General features: G+C 42.7%; 16 protein-coding genes. 13 read left to right on the top strand and 3 right to left on the bottom strand.

Annotation, left to right across the window (positions count from 1 at the left end; genetic code table 11):
- Positions 1 to 17 precede the first annotated feature (17 nt).
- Together MFP28_RS06615 and ppdK are read right to left on the bottom strand one after the other, a co-directional pair.
- Positions 18 to 197, bottom strand: a complete 180-nt coding sequence (locus MFP28_RS06615) for a hypothetical protein (RefSeq protein WP_002906673.1) — start codon at positions 195 to 197, stop codon at positions 18 to 20.
- Positions 184 to 2,805, bottom strand: coding sequence for a pyruvate, phosphate dikinase (gene ppdK, locus MFP28_RS06610; RefSeq protein ID WP_002906672.1), 2,622 nt, complete (start codon positions 2,803 to 2,805; stop codon positions 184 to 186). Before ppdK ends, MFP28_RS06615 begins: the two co-directional genes overlap by 14 nt.
- Positions 2,806 to 3,050: 245 nt before the next feature.
- Between ppdK and MFP28_RS06605 the strand changes: the two genes are divergently transcribed.
- The 11 genes from MFP28_RS06605 (at position 3,051) to MFP28_RS06555 (ending at position 13,058) form a co-directional block, all read left to right on the top strand.
- Positions 3,051 to 3,680, top strand: a complete 630-nt coding sequence (locus MFP28_RS06605; protein ID WP_002906671.1) for a CBS domain-containing protein — start codon at positions 3,051 to 3,053, stop codon at positions 3,678 to 3,680.
- Positions 3,681 to 3,685: 5 nt separating this feature from the next.
- On the top strand, positions 3,686 to 4,504 hold the full coding sequence (locus MFP28_RS06600; protein WP_002906669.1) for a pyruvate, water dikinase regulatory protein: 819 nt from the start codon (positions 3,686 to 3,688) through the stop codon (positions 4,502 to 4,504).
- Positions 4,505 to 4,546: 42 nt separating this feature from the next.
- Complete coding sequence (locus MFP28_RS06595) at positions 4,547 to 6,457, top strand: fructose-bisphosphatase class III (RefSeq protein WP_002906668.1); 1,911 nt, start codon at positions 4,547 to 4,549, stop codon at positions 6,455 to 6,457.
- A 100-nt stretch (positions 6,458 to 6,557) separates the two neighbouring features.
- Complete coding sequence (locus MFP28_RS06590; RefSeq protein WP_002906667.1) at positions 6,558 to 7,700, top strand: cysteine desulfurase family protein; 1,143 nt, start codon at positions 6,558 to 6,560, stop codon at positions 7,698 to 7,700.
- A gap of 3 nt (positions 7,701 to 7,703) precedes the next feature.
- Entirely contained in the window at positions 7,704 to 8,918 is a 1,215-nt protein-coding gene (thiI, locus tag MFP28_RS06585; protein ID WP_002906666.1) for a tRNA uracil 4-sulfurtransferase ThiI, read from the top strand.
- 21 nt (positions 8,919 to 8,939) lie between these two features.
- Positions 8,940 to 9,461 carry a methyltransferase family protein gene (locus MFP28_RS06580; RefSeq protein WP_002897666.1) on the top strand — a complete coding sequence of 174 codons (522 nt, stop codon included), beginning with the start codon at positions 8,940 to 8,942 and terminating at the stop codon, positions 9,459 to 9,461.
- A 102-nt stretch (positions 9,462 to 9,563) separates the two neighbouring features.
- Entirely contained in the window at positions 9,564 to 10,154 is a 591-nt protein-coding gene (locus MFP28_RS06575) for a hypothetical protein (RefSeq protein ID WP_223331328.1), read from the top strand.
- Between the two features lie 315 nt (positions 10,155 to 10,469).
- The gene (rplU, locus tag MFP28_RS06570; protein ID WP_002904398.1) at positions 10,470 to 10,784 is read left to right on the top strand and encodes a 50S ribosomal protein L21; all 315 of its coding nucleotides are present in this window, start codon (positions 10,470 to 10,472) and stop codon (positions 10,782 to 10,784) included.
- 15 nt (positions 10,785 to 10,799) lie between these two features.
- Positions 10,800 to 11,144 (top strand): ribosomal-processing cysteine protease Prp, encoded by a 345-nt coding sequence (locus tag MFP28_RS06565; protein WP_002900460.1) that lies wholly within the window; start codon positions 10,800 to 10,802, stop codon positions 11,142 to 11,144.
- Between the two features lie 17 nt (positions 11,145 to 11,161).
- A complete protein-coding gene (gene rpmA, locus MFP28_RS06560) occupies positions 11,162 to 11,455 on the top strand; it encodes a 50S ribosomal protein L27 (RefSeq protein ID WP_002895619.1) in 294 nt (97 codons plus the stop codon).
- Between the two features lie 250 nt (positions 11,456 to 11,705).
- Positions 11,706 to 13,058 carry a vWA domain-containing protein gene (locus MFP28_RS06555; protein ID WP_002906664.1) on the top strand — a complete coding sequence of 451 codons (1,353 nt, stop codon included), beginning with the start codon at positions 11,706 to 11,708 and terminating at the stop codon, positions 13,056 to 13,058.
- A 96-nt stretch (positions 13,059 to 13,154) separates the two neighbouring features.
- Here MFP28_RS06555 and MFP28_RS06550 read toward each other — a convergent pair whose 3' ends face one another.
- The gene (locus MFP28_RS06550) at positions 13,155 to 13,895 is read right to left on the bottom strand and encodes a hypothetical protein (RefSeq protein WP_002906663.1); all 741 of its coding nucleotides are present in this window, start codon (positions 13,893 to 13,895) and stop codon (positions 13,155 to 13,157) included.
- Between the two features lie 236 nt (positions 13,896 to 14,131).
- Here MFP28_RS06550 and MFP28_RS06545 point away from each other — a divergent pair, with 236 nt between their 5' ends.
- On the top strand, positions 14,132 to 16,909 hold the full coding sequence (locus tag MFP28_RS06545) for a glycoside hydrolase family 3 N-terminal domain-containing protein (RefSeq protein WP_002906662.1): 2,778 nt from the start codon (positions 14,132 to 14,134) through the stop codon (positions 16,907 to 16,909).
- Between the two features lie 283 nt (positions 16,910 to 17,192).
- Positions 17,193 to 19,154 carry a peptide ABC transporter substrate-binding protein gene (locus MFP28_RS06540; RefSeq protein WP_002906661.1) on the top strand — a complete coding sequence of 654 codons (1,962 nt, stop codon included), beginning with the start codon at positions 17,193 to 17,195 and terminating at the stop codon, positions 19,152 to 19,154.
- Positions 19,155 to 19,224: the final 70 nt, after the last annotated feature.

Raw genomic sequence — 19,224 nt, 5'->3', positions numbered from 1 at the left:
CTCGAAAGAATCTCCTTTTAAAATTTCAATGATTTCTTATCTCTCATTATACGTTTTTTATCTGAAAATGTCTTAAAAAAATCAAATTTTTCTCTATGAAAACGCACACAGAAGATTGCTGTTATGAAAAGAAGCTGCTCAAGTTTTGGTTGAGCAGCTTCTTGAGCTAGAATAGCAAAGTAATTACGCTTTTTCATCTTGGAGTACCGTTTGAGCGACAGCCAGCCTTGCTGCTGGAACCCGATAAGGAGAGCAGGAGACGTAGGTGACACCAATTTCTTGGAAGAAGGGGATGGAAGCCGGATCGCCACCGACCTCACCACAGATGCCGATTGAAAGGTCAGGCTTGACTTGACGGCCCTTGCTGATAGCTATCCGCATCAATTCACCAACACCGGCTTGGTCGACACTTTGGAAAGGATCGAAAGGAAGGATTTCTTTCTCCTTATAATGGCCGATGAATTTTCCAATATCGTCCCGTGAGAAGCCATAGGTCATCTGGGTCAGGTCGTTAGTACCAAAGCTGAAGAAGTCCGCTTCCTGAGCCAGCTGGTCTGCAACCAGACAGGCACGCGGAAGTTCAATCATGGTGCCAATTTCATAAGGGAAAGGCTCCTGACCTTGATGCCTAAAGAGCTTGTTGATATGTTGGGTGAGAAAGGCTTTGACAGAGTCCAGCTCAGCCTTGTCCGCAATCAGCGGAATCATGATTTCTGGCTTGACGGTCAATCCTTCTTGACTCAGCTTGATAGCACTCTTGAAGACGGCTTCAACCTGCATCTTGTAAATCTCTGGTTGCGTAATCCCCAGACGGCAGCCGCGGTGGCCCAGCATTGGATTGCTTTCTTGCAGCTGTTCAATGCGGCGAGTCAGTTTTTCTGGCGATTTATGTAGCTTGTCAGCCAAAGCCTTAATTTCCTGTGAATCTTTAGGTAAAAATTCGTGCATTGGTGGATCCAAAAGACGGATAATCATAGGTTTGTCCTGCACGGCTTGGAACATTTGATAGAAGTCGTTTTCTTGGAACTCTAGTAGTTTTTTGAGGGCGGATCTGGTTTCCAATTCGTTGTCGGCTAGAATCAGGCGCCGCATTTCCAGAATCCGTTCTTGACCAAAGAACATGTGTTCGGTACGAGCCAGACCGATGCCTTTTGCCCCAAACTTAATAGCTGCTTTTAGATCTTGAACGGTCTCTGCGTTGGCACGGACTTTGAGCTGTGCGACTTCGTCTGCCCATGAAAGCAGTCGTTGGAGTTCTTGGTCATTTTCGACTAGGACGGTCGGAATCTCACCGCTATAAATGCGCCCAGAGCTGCCATCAACTGAAATGACGTCACCTTCGGTCAAGACAAGACTTCCGCAGGAAACGGTCTTGCTGTCCTCGCTGATGGTCAGCTCTCCACAGCCAGCCACACAGCAGGTTCCCATTCCCCGGGCTACGACAGCTGCGTGAGAGGTCATACCGCCCTGACTGGTTACGATGGCTTGGCTGACGACCATACCTTCAATGTCTTCAGGTGAAGTTTCCTGACGGACTAAAATGACCTTTTTACCCAAGGAGTGGTAGTCTTGGGCGCGCTCAGCTGTAAAGACAATCTCGCCAGTTGCTGCACCAGGGCTGGCTGGCAGTCCTTGAGCCAAGAAAGGAGCATCTTGCAGAGCTTTTTCTTCAAATACAGGATGGATGAGCTGGCTAATCGTAGTAGGAGATACGCACTGGAGAGCTTCTTTTTTGCTGATAATGCCCTCGTCTACCAGATCTAAGGCGATTTTCAAAGATGCTTTGGCGGTCCGTTTACCGTTTCTAGTTTGGAGAATATAGAGTTTACCCTTTTCGATGGTAAATTCAATATCTTGCATGTCCTTGTAGTGGTTTTCGAGAATCTTAGCATAGTCTTGGAAGGCTGCATAGGCCTGAGGGAGAGCTGTCTCAAGTGCAGCGATAGGCTCAGGTGTTCGAATGCCGGCTACGACATCCTCTCCTTGAGCATTGAGCAAAAATTCACCAAATAGCTGATGCTCACCGCTGGCGGGGTTTCTCGTAAAGACGACTCCTGTACCACTGGCTTGGTCGCTATTGCCAAAGACCATGGCTTGGACATTTACCGCTGTTCCCAGGTCGTGAGGAATATTATTCAAGTTGCGGTAGACCTGAGCTCGGGGATTATTCCAAGACTTGAAGACCGCCTTGATAGCAGCATAAAGCTGCTCTTTCGAGCTTTGGGGGAAGGTTTGATGATGCTCACGATAAAGCTGCTTGTACTGGTCGATTAATGCTTGATGTTCATCCAATGTGAAATCCTTGGCTTGTTTTCCAGCATTTTTTTCAAAATAGCCCAATAGGTCATCGAACTCATCCTTGGAAATGCCATAAACCACATCAGCAAACATTTGCAGCAACCGGCGGTAGCAGTTGTAGGCAAAGTCAGCATTGGTCTGCTCAGCCAAAGTCTGGGTTCTTAAATCGTTCAGACCTAGATTGAGAATAGTGTCCATCATGCCCGGCATGGAAAACTTGGCTCCGCTTCGAACAGACACTAAGAGCAAGGCTGAGTCGTTGCCACTGAAATATTTACCGGTTTTTTCTTCCAATTCAGTAACCGCTTTCAAAACATCTTCTTTTAAAGAAGATTCAAAGAAATAAGGACTTTCTAAATATTCGATACAGCTTTCTGTGGTAATAGTAAAACCTGGAGGGACAGGCAGTCCCAAATTGGTCATTTCAGCTAGGTTGGCACCTTTTCCGCCAAGCAGGGCCTTGTCATCTGCACATCCTTCCTCGAAGGAGTAAATCCATTTCGCCATATTTACCTCCAAAATTATGAAATATGTGTCATATTGTAGGACAAATACATTGTAATATACATCACATATATTTGTCAACAGAAAAAAGCATCCTATTTTATTGACAATTTTTCTTTTTTTGTTATAATGTGTTACAAAATGATGATTATTTAAACGTTTAAAAATAAAATATGAGTTATAATTCCTAAATTTTAAGCGAATTCAGGCTAATCATCTATTATAAAGAACGAAGGAGTCAGACCTATTTGAAATTAAGTGAACGGCAAAAGAAAATTGTAGAAATTGTAAAAGAACACCAGCCACTCAGCGGTGAGAAAATCTCTGAATTACTCGATATTTCTCGGGCGACCTTGCGCTCGGACCTGTCTTTTCTGACCTTGGTTGGGATTTTGAAGGCTACGCCTAAAGTTGGTTACACGTACTCGGGCTCAGATTTAGAGACGCTTTTCTTTTTCGATACCTTTCGAAAGGAAGTGGCAGAGATTATGACTTCGCCTGTTTTGGTATCTCATGATTCTTTTATTCAAGATGCCATTATTACCTTGTTTATGTATGATGCGGATGTTCTCTATGTCATTGATGAGCATAAGCTGCTCTTGGGGATTTTGTCGCGTAAAGACTTGCTGCGGGCTTCGCTCAATACTAACATTGATAGCACTCCTGTAGCGGTCTGCATGACCCGAATGCCCCATATTAAAACTTGCTACAAGGATATGAACATTTTGGAAGCGGCAGCAGTTTTGCAGGATTTTGCCATTGATTCGCTGCCGGTAGTGGATAAGAATAATGAGCGTAAAATCTTAGGAACTGTGACCAAGTCAGCCCTGCTGGATTATATTATTCAAGAGGCCAGAAGCGCTGAGGTTAATAGATAAGAGGAATGAACATGAAGAAAGAAATTATTGTTTACAGCATTTCAGATTCTTTGGGGGGGACTTCGCAGAAGCTGTTGTCTGCAGTGACAGCCCAGTACCCAGATATTATTTTTAATAACAGCTATCGTTTTCCATTTATCAACAAGGAAGAAGAATTGCTGGATATTCTGCGTGATGCCATCAAGGATGATGCCCTTGTGATTAGTACTCTGGTCGATGGCAAGCTAGCAGCTGTAGCTAGAGAGTTCAGTCAGGTCAATGGCCTTGCTTATCTGGATTTGATGCATCCATTTTTTGAGATAATCAGAGAAAAGACAGGAACCAGTCCTATAGAGGTGCCGGGTACCTTGCACAGGCTGGACACTGAGTATTTTAATAAAATTTCCGCTATTGAGTTTGCAGTTAAATACGACGATGGCAAGGCGCCGCAAGGATTTTTAGATTCAGACTTGGTGCTCCTAGGCGTCTCCCGTACATCTAAAACACCACTCAGTATTTATCTGGCTAATAAAGGCTACAAGGTTTCTAACCTGCCTTTGATTCCGGAAGTCCCTCTGCCTCAGGTCTTGGAAAAGGTTGATCCGGAGAGAATTATCGGCCTCTTATGTGAGCCGGAAAAACTGTCTAAGATACGCAGTAATCGCTTGAATTCTCTGGGATTGACCCAGTCGACCAGCTACACAGATCTGGAAAAGATATACGAAGAACTAGACTACTCAAAAGAAGTCTTTAAAAAGTATCGGGCTCATGTCATCAATATCACTGATAAATCAATCGAGGAGACGGCTTTCTTGATTGAAGATCATTTGAAGAAATTGAGATAAGAGAGAAGATTGCAAAAAGCGGTTATAGAGTGAGGGCAGAAGATGGAGCAATATAAGCGTATTTTACTGAAAGAATTTGATACTCGGCAGAAGGTCATTACAGAGCTGACCAACCTAGAGGCAATTTTGAACCTGCCCAAAGGAACGGAGCTGTATATCAGTGACATTCACGGGGAGTTTGCTGCTTTTGACTATATTTTGAGAAGCTGTGCAGGTATCCTCAATGAGAAGATCAAGGACTGTTTTGGGGACAGCTTGTCAGAAGCTCACAAAGACCGCTTGTCAGCGCTGGTTTCCTATCCTGAGCTTGTGCTGGGGGAAGAAACTAAAGGCAAAGACTGGTATCAGGAAACTATTCCCCAGCTCTTGAACTTGCTGGCTTTTGCAGGTGCCAAATACAGTCGCTCCAAGGTTAGAAAGGCCTTGCCGCCTCAGTATGCCTATATTATCGAGGAGTTGCTCTATAGTGACAGGGCTTTGGCTGATAAAAAGTCCTATTTTGAGAATATCCTGACTTATGTGATTGAATTGCGGGAAGCTGTACCGTTTATCCTAGGCTTGTCCCGAAGTATTCGGCAGTTGTTGATCGACCATCTGCATGTGGTTGGAGATATTTTTGACAGAGGAGCTGGTAGTGCTCAGGTCATGGATGAACTGCAGCATTTTCACTCGCTTGATATTCAGTGGGGCAATCATGACATTATCTGGATGGGAGCCTTTTTTGGCTCTAAGGCCTGCTTGCTCAATGTGCTGCGCATCGCAGCTCGCTATGGCTATCTCTGGGATATCGAGAAAGATTATGGTTTAAACCTGCGATCCTTGACCCTTTTTGCGGACAAGACTTACCAGTCTAATCCTAAGTTTAGGCCTATTCTTGGTGGTAGAGAGCAGGAGTTTTCAGATGAGGAAATTCTGCAGCTGGAAAAGGTTCACCAAGCCTTAGCGATTATCCAGTTCAAGCTGGAAAATCAGCTCATCAAACGACGGCCTGAATTCCAGATGCAGGATCATGTTATGCTGGACAAGATTGACTATTGGGAAGAAAGTGTTACGATTGACGATACCAAGCATGCCCTGATTAATACCTGCTTCCAAACTATCAATCCTGAAAATCCGTCAGCTTTGACACCAGAAGAAAATCAAGCTGTAGACAGTATGCTGGCCTCGTTCCAAAGTTCTCTTAAGATGGCAGAACATATGAGTCTTCTGATGAACAAGGGCTCTATGTATAAAATCTACAATAAGCATTTGCTCTTTCACGGCTGCATTCCTTTGGAGCCGTCAGGAGAATTCCAGCCTTTCATTCTCAATCAAGCCCATTATGCGGGCAAGGAATTGCTGGATTTCTTTGAGTATCATATTCGGCAGGCGGCCAAGGACAAGGAAGTGGGGGATGATTTGTCGACTGACTTGATTTGGTATTGCTGGAAAGGTAAGCTGTCTCCTCTGTTTGGCAAAGAAAAGATGACTACCTTGGAGCGCTATTTCATTGAAGATAAGGACACCCACAAGGAAGTGGAGAATTCTTATTTTTCTTATCGAAATTCTGAGAAAGTCTGCCAGCTGATTTTGGAAGAATTTGGCCTCTTTTCTCCAGAGTCTAGGATGGTCAATGGTCATACTCCGGTTAAGACGGGCAAGGGAGAGTCGCCTATCCGTGGTGGCGGTTTGCTCTTTGTCATTGATGGTGGCCTCTGCAAGGCATATCAGAAGAAAACTGGAACGGCCGGCTATTCACTGCTCAATAATTCCTATGGCTTCCAGTTGGTGACTCATCAGCCTTTCCAAAACGCTCAAAAAGTCGTTGAATCTCCTTTTGCTCAGACCTCTCTGAAAAAGGTGATTGAAAATGTAGAGGAACGAACCCTCATCAAATCTACTACCATAGGTCAGAGCTTGTTAGCTCAACAACAGGAACTCTTTGGCTTATTACATGAGTTTTATGACCGGTGAAGTTTAGCCCTAAGTTTTAGCAGAATTTAGGGCTTTTTCTTTCTTGTTCCAGTTTCTCTTTCATGTTACAATAGGAGTATTGAAATTTTGAGGAAAGAACATGATTTATTTAGATAATTCAGCGACAACCAAGCCTTATCCCGAGGCTTTGGCCGCTTACACAGAAGTAGCTTCTAAAATCTGGGGAAATCCATCCAGTCTGCACAGTTTAGGCAGTCAGGCAACCCGGCTCTTAGAAGCTTCACGCAGGCAAATAGCAGAGCTTTTAGGTAAGTCTTCGTCGGAGATTTTTTTTACTTCTGGAGGGACCGAAGGAGACAACTGGGTGCTTAAAGGAGTTGCTTTTGAAAAGATTCCCTTTGGAAAACACATCATCGTATCCAACATTGAGCATCCCGCGGTTAAAGAATCAGCCCTCTGGCTGCAGAATCAAGGCTTTGAAATAGATTTTGCGCCAGTGGACAAGGTAGGTTTTGTTGATGTAGAGAAGCTGGCGAAGCTGATTCGACCAGACACCACTCTGGTCTCGGTAATGGCTGTCAATAATGAAATTGGCAGTATTCAGCCCATTCAGAAAATATCCGAACTACTAGCAGACAAGCCGACTATTTCCTTTCATGTGGACGCTGTACAGGCTGTTACGAAGATTCCGACAGCTTCTTATCTGACGGATCGCGTGGATTTTGCGACATTTTCCAGTCATAAATTTCACGGTGTCCGGGGCGTAGGATTTGTCTATATCAAGTCTGGCAAGAAAATCAGCCCCCTCTTAACTGGCGGTGGTCAGGAGTCAGACAAGCGCTCAACGACGGAGAATTTAGCTGGCATTGCAGCGACGGCCAAAGCACTGCGTTTGTCCATGGAAAAGCAAGAATCATTTGCCCAGCGGACGGCTCAGATGAAGAGAATTCTCCTTGAAGAGCTGCAGAAGTATCCAGATGTGGTAATTTTCTCAGACATGGAAAATTTTGCGCCCCATATACTAACCTTTGGTATCAAGGGAGTGCGGGGTGAAGTTGTCGTCCATGCATTTGAAGACTACGAGATCTATATCTCGACTACTAGTGCTTGCTCTTCTAAGGCCGGTAAGCCAGCGGGAACCCTAATCGCTATGGGCGTCGAAAAGTCTCTGGCTCAAACTGCTTTCCGTATCAGTTTGGATCTTGACAACGATATGAGTCAGATGGAGCAGTTTTTAACAACTTTTAAAATTATTTACGAAAAAACCAGAAAAGTAAGGTAAACAATGCAATATTCAGAAATTATGGTGCGCTATGGTGAGCTCTCAACCAAAGGGAAGAACCGCATGCGCTTTATCAACAAACTTAAACGCAATATCCAGGCTGTCTTGTCAGTCTATCCGCAGGTCCATGTCAAGGCTGACCGTGATCGGACCCATGTTTATCTGCACGGTACAGACTATCAGCCAGTCGCTGAGTCACTCAAGCAGATCTTCGGGATTCAGAATTTCTCGCCGTCTTACAAAATTGAAAAATCTGTACCGGCCCTAATCGAAGCTGTCCAATCTATCATGAAGGAAGTCTATCAAGAGGGCATGACCTTTAAGATTTCCAGCAAGCGCAGTGATCACAGCTTTGAATTGGATAGCCGCGAGCTCAATCAGACATTGGGGGATGCTGTTTTTGAGGCCATTCCCAATGTTCAGGTCAAGATGAAAGCGCCTGATATTGAGCTTCGTGTCGAGATCCGTGAAGAAGCGGCCTATATCTCTTACGAGACGATTCGTGGTGCTGGTGGGTTGCCAGTTGGTACTTCGGGCAAGGGTATGCTCATGCTGTCTGGCGGCATTGACTCACCAGTGGCGGGCTATCTGGCTCTCAAGCGGGGGGTAGATATCGAGGCGGTTCACTTTGCAAGTCCGCCTTACACCAGTCCAGGTGCGTTGAAAAAAGCTCAGGATCTGACTCGGAAATTAACCAAGTTTGGCGGCAATATCAAGTTTATTGAAGTGCCTTTTACAGAGATTCAGGAGGAAATCAAGGCCAAGGCTCCAGAAGCCTATCTCATGACACTGACCCGTCGCTTTATGATGCGTATTACGGACCGGATTCGAGAGGAGCGGAGCGCTCAAGTCATTATCAACGGAGAAAGTCTTGGTCAGGTGGCAAGTCAAACGATTGAGAGTATGCAGGCTATCAACGCTGTAACCAATACACCGATTATACGTCCTGTCGTGACCATGGACAAGCTGGAAATCATTGACATTGCTGAAAAAATCGATACTTTCCAAATCTCTATTCAGCCATTTGAAGACTGCTGTACTATTTTTGCTCCAGACCGTCCTAAGACCAATCCAAAAATCAAGAATGCTGAGAAGTACGAAACTTACCTAGATGTTGAAGGCTTGGTTGAGCGCGCTGTTGCAGGCATTATGATTACAGAAATCACACCAGAAGCTGAGACCGACGAAGTTGATGAGCTGATTGAGGAGCTCTTGTAAAAGCTAGAGAAGGTGACGTTTATGCTTGCTGTTTTTCTCTTAATTCCTTTTCTGCTGATTCGTTTTCCTTTATTAAGTCATTTTGGCAAAAATGCTTTGTCACGCGCAGCTTATTTTGCACCAGTCCAAGGAAAAGAAAAGATAGCTTATATGATTTATCAATTGAGCAATCTAGCCTTGTTCATAACTCCTTTTTTGCTTGAAATTAAGTTTGATTTTTCTGTTTTCTTTTATGCTGGTATAGCTATTTACCTGCTTGGTTTGGTTTTGTGTGCTATCAGTATGAGGGATTTCGCTAGACCAGATGAAAACGGTATGAATACAAAGGGGCTTTATCGCTATTCCCGTAATCCCATGTATGTAGCTTACCTTGTTTGTTTTTTGGGAATAGCTTTTTTGACCAAGTCAATGATTTTCATTTTGATTCTAGTCATGTTTCAGACTGCGGCCCACTGGATTATCCTCTCTGAGGAGCGCTGGTGTCTTGAAAAATTCGGGAAATCTTATCAAGAATATCAAGATAGGGTGCGGCGTTATATTTAGAAATTTTTTATCTAATCATTATTTAACAAGGCGGTTAGCGGATAACAATAGAAATACTATTTATCTGATTTGTAACAAAATTAATACTAGATGGAGTTTGAGATGGGATATTGGGATTATTTTTCGAGAGGCTTGCTTCAATCATTTTCTTGGAAAGACGGCTATGACAATGCTTTGTTAAGAGACGTGCCAGGGGAATCATATTTGTTAGGTGTCTTCTCGCATTCTTTGTTAGCCGTATTGATTACTTTTCTTGTTTTTTATGGTTTAAATATTGCTAAATTAAAAGCAGGTTCTTGGAAAGCTCTTATTAGCAAAGAATATCAAAAGAACCCAGTTAAATCTGTATTAGTTCTTGGTTTTGGTTTACCAATTACGATTCTTGTTCTTGTTTTTCATGAAGTTCATAGACCTATAGAAGCTCTACATGTTTATAAATATTTCAAAGAACAAAACGTGCACGCTGATATTGTTCGCTTAATTGATATAGATATACATACTACGACTGGTAGGTATGGAAGAAAGATATTTAGTAATCTTATCTTCATAGTTGAAACAAAAGAAGGGACTCGTAAAGTGAACATTTCCGATGCCACACAGTATGAGGCAGAATTTTTAAAAGAAAATCTTGAAACGCCAACAAATATTTCCGTTCATGTAAATAGTAAGGGTGAAATAGTCTTTGTTCATTAGTAGATAAAATTTAAAGATAATCCTTGAAAATCCGTTTTCATGAGATGAAAAAGCTTGCTAAAGAGCTGCAGAAGTGCTATACTTATAGAGTTGACTATGCACATTCCTGTGCAACCGCACGATCATCGTTGCTCGTCGTATAACAAATTTAAACTTCGTCATTATCGCCTTGCCTAACACAAGTTATGCCTTCGGCTCAATTCCTAGTTTATTCTTTGTTATACTTAGAGCTCTTCTCTTAAGTGGTTCGTCCCACGATGCTAGGCGAGTCTTCACAAAATTCGGGGAAACCCTAAAAATCATAGGAGGTGCATAATGAGCACATACGCAATCATTAAAACTGGCGGAAAACAAGTTAAAGTTGAAGTTGGTCAAGCAATCTACGTTGAAAAGTTGAACGCTGAAGCTGGTCAAGACGTTACTTTTGACGAAGTTGTTCTTGTTGGTGGTGAAAACACTGTTGTCGGAACTCCGCTTGTTGCTGGAGCTTCTGTTGTCGGAACTGTTGAAAAACAAGGCAAGCAAAAGAAGGTTGTTACTTACAAGTACAAACCTAAAAAAGGCAGCCATCGTAAACAAGGTCACCGTCAACCATATACAAAAGTTGTCATCAACGCTATCAACGCTTAATTTTAAGGAGATTAAATGATACAAGCAGTCTTTGAAAGAGCCGAAGATGGCGAACTGAGGCGTGCAGAAATCACAGGTCACGCCGCGAGTGGTGAATACGGCTTTGATGTCGTATGTGCGTCCGTTTCGACGCTCGCCATTAATTTTGTCAATTCAGTTGAGAAATTCGCAGGCTACGAACCGAACTTAGAATTAAACGAAATAGAAGGCGGCTATCTGAAGGTTGAAATTCCTCAGGATATACCGTCACACCAAAGAGAAATGACTCAGCTTTTCTTTGAATCATTTTTCCTAGGAATGGCAAACTTATCGGAGGACTCATCTGAGTTCGTCCAAACCAGAGTTATCACAGAAAACTAACACGGAGGAAAAACATTATGTTAAAAATGAATCTTGCTAACTTGCAATTATTCGCCCACAAAAAAGGTGGAGGTTCCACATCTAACGGACGTGATTCACAAGCGAAACGTCTGGGAGCTAAAGCAGCTGACGGTCAAACCGTAACAGGCGGCTCTATCCTTTACCGTCAACGCGGCACTCACATCCATGCAGGTGTCAATGTTGGACGCGGCGGAGACGATACTTTGTTTGCAAAAGTTGAAGGCGTAGTACGCTTTGAACGCAAAGGACGCGATAAGAAACAAGTTTCTGTTTACCCAATCGCTAAATAATTAATAAGAAATCCCCATGCTCAAATATCGAGCATGGGGATTTCTTATTAGAGACAGCACGATAAAGCATTTGTTTAATGATTCATGATGATGCTCATCATTTTTAGCATACAAACTCTGATAATATTCTAAAATTTTAATTTTTAGACTAATAAATATCTGAAATCGCTTGCAGGTCCTATTTTTTTATGTTATTCTATATAAAATAGATGCAATCATGTTTCTAAATCTAAAAAGATAAGGAGAAATTATGGAAAAAGAATCATTTAAACTTCCAGGCTTTTCATTGTACAAATTGAAAGTTGGATTAGCATCAGCAACTCTTCTATTTGCCTTTTCACAAGCTTCGCATGTTTTTGCAGACCAGGTTGGGACACCATCTTCAAGCGGTATAGCAAAAACTGAAGCAGTAAGCTCTCCGATTGAAGCTGCTGGTGCTGAAATTGCTGCTGATACGACGAAACCTGTTGTTGAAGAATCTGCAGCGAAACCAGGAGATTTGATTGATGTCTCAAAAAATGTATCGCCTGTTGATGTCAAAGAAAGTCAAGAAGGCAATCAAACAGTCCGTGTAGAAACGGCAACCGTTGATGTTACAAAGACAGAAGTGGCTCCGGCAAAGGTTGATAAGGCGCCAGAGCCAATAACTAGACGTACTGAAAATACTTTATCTGGCACAGATGAAAATGGGAATCCCTATACGCAGTATGAGCGAGTAGATAAGACTACAACCATCACCTACACCTCAACGCCACCAACTGTGACAAAAGCTGGTTCAGCTGATATTGTCTTTGTTGTCGACCGTTCAGGATCCATGGGTGGCACAATTGATATTGTTCGTGCAAATATTAATGAATTTGTGCGAAATATTACTAAAGAGGGGATTACAGCACGTTTTGGCTTGGCGACATTTAGTGATGAAGTCTACGGTCGTAATTCTGGCAGCAAAGATGAAGATACGGTTCTAACACGGTTTGGGTCATCTTATTTTACAACTGATCCGGCTGAGCTCGAAAAAGCATTGGCTGCAATTCGTATAGCGAGTGGAGGAGATACTCCAGAAACACCAACTACTGCCCTGAACCAGATTATTTCAACCTATGATTGGTCTAAGTCATCTAAAAATAAGAAATTCGTCGTTTTATTGACAGATGCTGAAATGAAAGAAGATCCTTCAATTCCAACGGTTGCTGATACACTTGCGGCTCTAAAAGCTGCTGGTATAGAAAGAACTGTAGCGACGGTAAAAGCGATTGAGGGAATTTACAAAAATTTTGCAACAGAAGGCAGAGTGCTTGATATCGAAAATAACTTGGCTGATGCTCTGACAAAGGGAACCACTTCATGGATTGTTGAAAGTGTCAATGAAGCTCGTTACTATAAAATCATAAAAGATAGTTATCAATTCTATCTTGAGCGTCGTACTACAATGCCTACTTCTACCGTCTACCATGTTCAGGCACCAACACTTTTGGCCAAATCTGAACAGACTCTTCCTAAAACAGGAAGTAGCGAAAAGGCGGTCTATAGTGTTGTGGGGCTTGGTTTGCTTCTGGCTGGATTGGGGCTAGGTATTAGTGTAAGAAAATCAAAAGAACTATAAGTATCTGCTTATAAAAAATGATTTTTTATTTAAGTGATTTTGAGTAAAATAAATACCAGAAACGAAGACATACGTCCTTATTTCTGGTATTTTTCGTTATGGTGTAACTTCTTCGTCTTTTATATTGACAACGCCATGCCAATTAGTATAATAGGTCTTTCCTTTGTAGTCGAAAGAACCTTGCCTCAAAAGATCGCCATACTCGGTAAAGTAATAATAGTACTTGCCAATCTTATAAAGTCCGTTTTTATAAGGCGATCCATCTCCTCCGATGTAGAAGGTATATTCAGTGAAATCAATAAATCTGTTTTTAACCAGTCGTCCGTAAGAATCAAAGAAGTATTGCTTGCCATCAACAGTGTAAAAGTTAATGACCCTTTGTCCTTTGTTATCAAAATAATAGACGTTACCAGTTGGGCTGGTATAGAAGGAATTTTTTAGATTCGTCGGAATTTGTTCTGCTGGGTCATCTTGAACTTTGTATGTATAACCAGAGAGGTCCGCGCCGTAGTATTTACCCTCGTGAAGAACGATTCTATTTGTAATTCTTTCGCCAGACTCATCATAAAAAGCATTAGGGAACTCACTCTTAGGTGCTTCCGGAACCTTGATAGGTCCTGGATCATCAAAGATAGTAGGGTCGTCCTCAATATCTGGTACACTAGGATCGTAAATACCAACTTCACGTCTAGAAGCCCAGTCAGGGATTGACTTGTTCTCCGCTCGAACTGTTCCGGTGGAAATCAAAGCAGCGGCTAAAGTCGCAGCAGAAGCCAGGGAAAGCCCCAGCCAGTAGCGGCGGTTGAACATTGCTTTGGTGTTCTTTTCTTGTCTCATAGCAAATCCTTTCTATGCAACTGTTACTATAAGATTAAAGAATCTCATTTTTAACAGTTAGGTTATGTTATTTCTATAAAATTATACCTCTGTAACATTTCTATAATATTGTAATACTATTTCATTTTTATAGAGATTATATTACTAATTGGTGATAAAAACGAACAATCATTAGATAATATGTAAACGTTTACAAACATCGTTTTTTGTGCTATTATTATAGGGATGAAAGGAGAATGCCTATGATGAAAAGGTATAAATTGCTATTGGCGCTTGCCTTATCATTACTAGTTTTTTGGCCAATGGGAGCCATAAAGGCAGATACGGTTAATCAGCCGCCAGAATCTGCTAACCAGTCTGAACAAGCAAGTGCTGCAGTTGTAACAAACTCTTCTGATAGTAGTGCAGGGGCTAGGGGCACGCCAAGTCAGGATAGTCAGATTGCCGAAAAAGCCTTGTCAGTCTCTGATGTTCCGTCAGTTGCAGCTACTGAAACTACTGCTTCAACCAAAGAAGGCAATACTGGTAATTTAGTAGAAGATTCTGCCAAACCAGCGACTGTCCAGGCTGTAGAAGCTTCCTCAGGTGCTAATCAAGATCAAGGTCAGGCTGAGACTGATGCACCGTCTGCTTCTAAGAGAGTGCGGGAGCTTGTGGAGGATATGACGCTTCGTCAGAAGATCACCCAGATGCTGATGCCAGACTTCAGAAAATGGCAGCAAGAGGGCCAAGCTGCCCAGTCCGATATGACGGAGCTTAATAAAGAGGTTGCAGAAGCGGTTGATAAATACGACTTTGGCGGAGTTATTCTTTTTGCTGAGAATGTGAAAGGAACTGCTCAAACCTTGGCCTTGACGCAGGCCCTGCAGCAAGCAGCTATCAGTAACCAAGCTAATAATGGCAAGTTGCCGCTCTTGCTCGCTATTGACCAAGAAGGTGGTATTGTCTATCGTTTGGGCAGCGGGACTGCTCTTCCAGGCAATATGGCAGTTGGCGCGACGCGAGATCCAGAGTTAGCTAATCAAGCAGGTCAAATTATCGGACGGGAGCTATCAGCTCTAGGTTTGAATGTCAACTTTGCTCCTGTTTTTGATACAAATAATAATCCACAGAATCCAGTTATTGGGTTGCGTTCCTTCTCTTCGGATCCTAAGGTGGTTGCCCGTTTGGGAACGGCTATGATGGAGGGGATTCAGAAATACAATGTTGCAGTAGCGGCTAAGCATTTCCCTGGGCATGGTGATACGGCGGTAGATTCTCACACTGGTCTGCCTCTGGTAGATAAGTCCTATGCGGAGTTAGAAGCACTGGAGTTGCTGCCCTTCAAGGCTGCCATTGACAAAAACGCTGACATGCTGATGACTGCCCATATTCAGTATCCTCAGATTGAAAAAGACACGGTTATATCTAAACAAACTGGGGAAACCATCTATATCCCTGCCACCTTGTCTGATGACATTATTACCGGCATTGTTCGCAAGAAATTTGGCTACAAGGGAGTGGTGGTATCTGATGCTATGGGCATGGATGCGATTGCTAAAAACTTCGGAGAATCTGAAGCGGCTATCATGGCAATCAAATCAGGTGTAGATGTGGTGCTGATGCCAACTGTCTTACGCAGCAAGAGTGATTTAGCCAAGATTGATAAGATTATCAACGATATTGAACAGGCGGTTCAGAGAGGTGATATTCCAGTCAGCAGATTGGATGAGTCTGTGACCCGCATCTTGAACCTAAAAGAAAAACGAGGTATTTTAGACTTTAATCCATCTGAGCGAACTCAGTCTAAGGCTGAAGCAATTGTTGGATCAGAGTTAAACAGAGATACCGAGAGAAAAATCGCTGCTAGTGCAGTGACGGTAGTTAAAAACGAAGATACTGTTCTGCCCTTTAAGGTCAAATCTGGCGACAGGATTTTGCTGTTAGCAGCTTACGACGATGAAGTTCCTGGACTAGAGCTGGGCGTCAAGCGTCTGATAGCAGATGGAGTGATTCCAGCTGGAGTTACATATGATGCGTTGAACTACAGTAAGACGACCAAGCTAGAAGATTTGAAAGGAAAAATTGACCAGGCTACTCATCTTATTTTGATTTCTGAGATTGGACGGCAATCTCAACTGGCCAGCGATTTCTGGCTGACAAGAGTTCCGACAGAAGTCGTGGACTATGCAAATGCAACTGGAAAACAGGCGGCTGTCATGAGCATTTCCAAACCTTATGATGTAGCAAATTATCCTAATGCTAAGGCTATTGTAGCAGTTTATGGAAACAAGGGCATGGATCCGACTGAGTCTCTGAAGCCTGACAATGCCTTCGGACCTAATATCCCGGCTGGTGTGGAAGTCATTTTCAATGGTCAAAATCATGTTGGGAAGTTACCGGTAAATGTGCCGAGTATCAAGGATGGTATCATGTCAGAGACAGAGGTGGCCTATCCTATCGGGCATGGTCTCTTTTATACCGATCCAGTTAAGGATATCAAAGTGAATGTCCCTGCATCTGCCCAGCTAGATCAGCCTTTTACAGCTACGGTTACCCTGAGTGGACTAAACGGCCTAGAGAAAAATGGCTACCGTCTTGCTCTTAAGATGGATACTCAGCACTTCAGCATTCTCCCTAGTCCAGATTATACCATCTCTGGTGATACTGTTCTGATTTCTAAAAAAGCCGACGATACCAATCCGGTTGAGCTCAGCTTGAAAGGCTTAGTGGAAGGTCAGTTCAGTCCAGTGCTTTCCCTAACCTTGATTGACAGTCAAGACAGAGAATTCAACATGGGAGAGGGTTATTACAAGGAGCTTGTTCAGATTACTGCAGCTAGGCAGAGCATGATTCCAGGTCAACAAAATCCTCCGCAGTTGAGTTTGCGTTCTGTTGAACCTGTAAGTTCTCGTCGGCAGCTAAGTCAGCTTCCTAAAACAGGAGATAGCAGCAGCTTGTTCTTAACCTTGCTGGGTGCCTTGTTCTTGTTTGGAATTGTCTATCTGTATGGCTTATCATACCGAAGACTATAAGAAATAAAAATGAGAATACAGCAGTAATACTTTCGTAGCTTTACTTATTCTTGATAAAATAACAAAAAGGAAGATTCCACAGCAACTTTGCAGTAAAAGCGGATTCTTCCTTTTTTATTTAGAAATTTGCAGAAATGCAGTAACAAAAAGCCTTGTGAGCTTGCTAAAAGAATCCACCCTTAGATATTTTACTCAACTGTCATCGGTTTACTATTTACTTTTTATACGTTTTTTGGTATAATAGTTTATGTTATAAAATATAACATCAAAGGAGGTTCTATCCATGAAAGCATCTAAATGGCTGATTGCGACTGGAGTTGCACTGAGTGCCGGGCTATTGCTGACGGCTTGTAGCCAATCTTCATCTAGCACAAATAATTATACTTACGTTTATAGTTCAGACCCTGACAGCTTGAACTATCTTGCTACAAACCGTGCAACGACAAATGATGTCATTTCCAACCTGGTTGATGGACTTTTTGAAAATGACGAGTACGGAAATCTGGTTCCCTCTATCGCGAAGTCATGGACGGTTTCTAAGGACGGTCTGACCTATACTTATAAGCTGCGTGATGATGCTAAATGGTACACATCCGATGGTGAAGAATATGCAGAAGTAAAAGCTCAGGACTTTGTGACTGGCTTGAAGTATGCAGCTGATGAAAATTCTGAAGCTATTTATCTAGTTCAGGACTCTGTGAAGGGCTTGGATGCTTATATCAAGGGTGAAGATAAGAATTTTGACAATGTTGGTGTCAAGGCTATTGATGACCATACACTCCAATACACTCTGGCCCGCCCTGAGCCATACTGGAACTCTAAAACGACCAGCACGATTCTTTTCCCAGTCAATGAAGAGTTTCTGAAAGCAGAAGGAAGCAATTTTGGCTCTGTCAAGCCATCTAGCATCCTCTATAATGGTCCTTACTTGCTCAAGTCGCTGACTTCCAAGTCTGTGATGGAATTTGTCAAGAACCAAAACTACTATGACAAAGACAATGTGACTCTGGATAGCATCAAGTTGACTTATTACGATGGAAATGATCAGGAAGCGCTGATTCGTAACTTCAGCGATGGCGTTTACAGCACAGCTCGTCTCTATCCGAATAGCTCAGGCTTTGCTTCAGTCAAGAAGAAATACGCGGACAATATCGTATACAGCCCGCAGGATTCTACTTCTTATTACTATAATTTCAACTACAACCGTCAGTCTTACAATCATACTTCTAAAACAACAGACGCTCAAAAATCTGCGACCAACGAAGCGATCATGAACAAAGACTTCCGTCAGGCTATCAACTTTGCCTTTGACCGTACATCTTATGGTGCGCAAGGAAATGGTGAAGACGGAGCGACTAAGGTCTTGAGAAATACCTTGGTACCACCTAGCTTTGTCCAAATTGGCGACAAGGATTTTGGAACTGTTGTTGGGGAAAAATTAGTTAACTATGGTAGCCAATGGCAAGGAATTGACCTCTCTGACGCGCAAGATCCATACTATAATCCTGAAAAAGCTAAGGCGAAATTTGCAGAAGCGAAGCAAGCCTTACAGGCTAAGGGAGTTGAATTCCCGATTCACTTAGATATGCCAGTGGATCAGTCTAGTACAATTGGCGTTCAATGGGCTAGCTCAACCAAGCAGTCTATCGAATCAGCTCTTGGAGCGGAAAATGTCGTCATTGACCTGCAAAAGATGAGCACAGACGATCTTAATAATATCACCTATTTTGCTAACTCTGCTGCTCAGAAAGACTATGATATGTCTACTGGTGGCTGGACTGGTGACTACCAAGATCCATCTACTTATCTTGATACTCTCAATATCAAGAACGGCGGAAGCTTGCAAAACTTTGGATTTGAACCAGGTCAAGACAATGATAAGATTAAAGAGCTAGGCTTGGATACTTATACCAAGATGCTGGAAGAAGCCAATGCTGAAACCAACGATGTGCAGTTGCGTTACGAAAAGTATGCAGAAGCGGAAGCTTGGTTGCTAGATAGTGGCTTGATTATCCCGACTGTTTCACAAGGGGCAACACCGTCTGTTACTAAATCAGTGCCATTTACAAAGGCCTACTCACCAGTTGGTGTCAAAGGTTCAAGTTACAACTTCAAGCTGACCCAACTTCAGAAGGATGTTGTAACGACCAAAGAATACGAAGCAGCTAAGAAAAAATGGAAAGAAGAAGCTACTGCGGCAAATAAAAAAGCCCAGGAAGAACTTGCTGACCACGTTGAAAAATAAAAAATGATTAACTTAGCGACATTGGGGCTGGATTTTTCCAGCCCCTTTTTGAATGGCTTGGTCTGGCTAT

Origin of the sequence: Streptococcus sanguinis (assembly GCF_050234405.1) — a bacterium.
Classification (GTDB): Bacteria; Bacillota; Bacilli; order Lactobacillales; family Streptococcaceae; genus Streptococcus; species Streptococcus sanguinis_W.
Note: the sequence above shows the minus strand (reverse complement) of the source record. Positions and strands in the feature narration are given on the sequence as shown.

Coding starts and splice junctions, on each gene's coding strand:
- MFP28_RS06545 (WP_002906662.1), top strand. CDS start 14,132: ATGCCTATGATGAAAAGGTATAAATTGCTATTGGCGCTTGCCTTATCA.
- MFP28_RS06600 (WP_002906669.1), top strand. CDS start 3,686: ATGAACATGAAGAAAGAAATTATTGTTTACAGCATTTCAGATTCTTTG.
- MFP28_RS06580 (WP_002897666.1), top strand. CDS start 8,940: ATGCTTGCTGTTTTTCTCTTAATTCCTTTTCTGCTGATTCGTTTTCCT.
- MFP28_RS06540 (WP_002906661.1), top strand. CDS start 17,193: ATGAAAGCATCTAAATGGCTGATTGCGACTGGAGTTGCACTGAGTGCC.
- MFP28_RS06615 (WP_002906673.1), bottom strand. CDS start 197: ATGAAAAAGCGTAATTACTTTGCTATTCTAGCTCAAGAAGCTGCTCAA.
- MFP28_RS06590 (WP_002906667.1), top strand. CDS start 6,558: ATGATTTATTTAGATAATTCAGCGACAACCAAGCCTTATCCCGAGGCT.
- MFP28_RS06595 (WP_002906668.1), top strand. CDS start 4,547: ATGGAGCAATATAAGCGTATTTTACTGAAAGAATTTGATACTCGGCAG.
- MFP28_RS06555 (WP_002906664.1), top strand. CDS start 11,706: ATGGAAAAAGAATCATTTAAACTTCCAGGCTTTTCATTGTACAAATTG.
- rplU (WP_002904398.1), top strand. CDS start 10,470: ATGAGCACATACGCAATCATTAAAACTGGCGGAAAACAAGTTAAAGTT.
- rpmA (WP_002895619.1), top strand. CDS start 11,162: ATGTTAAAAATGAATCTTGCTAACTTGCAATTATTCGCCCACAAAAAA.
- ppdK (WP_002906672.1), bottom strand. CDS start 2,805: ATGGCGAAATGGATTTACTCCTTCGAGGAAGGATGTGCAGATGACAAG.
- MFP28_RS06565 (WP_002900460.1), top strand. CDS start 10,800: ATGATACAAGCAGTCTTTGAAAGAGCCGAAGATGGCGAACTGAGGCGT.
- thiI (WP_002906666.1), top strand. CDS start 7,704: ATGCAATATTCAGAAATTATGGTGCGCTATGGTGAGCTCTCAACCAAA.
- MFP28_RS06575 (WP_223331328.1), top strand. CDS start 9,564: ATGGGATATTGGGATTATTTTTCGAGAGGCTTGCTTCAATCATTTTCT.
- MFP28_RS06550 (WP_002906663.1), bottom strand. CDS start 13,895: ATGAGACAAGAAAAGAACACCAAAGCAATGTTCAACCGCCGCTACTGG.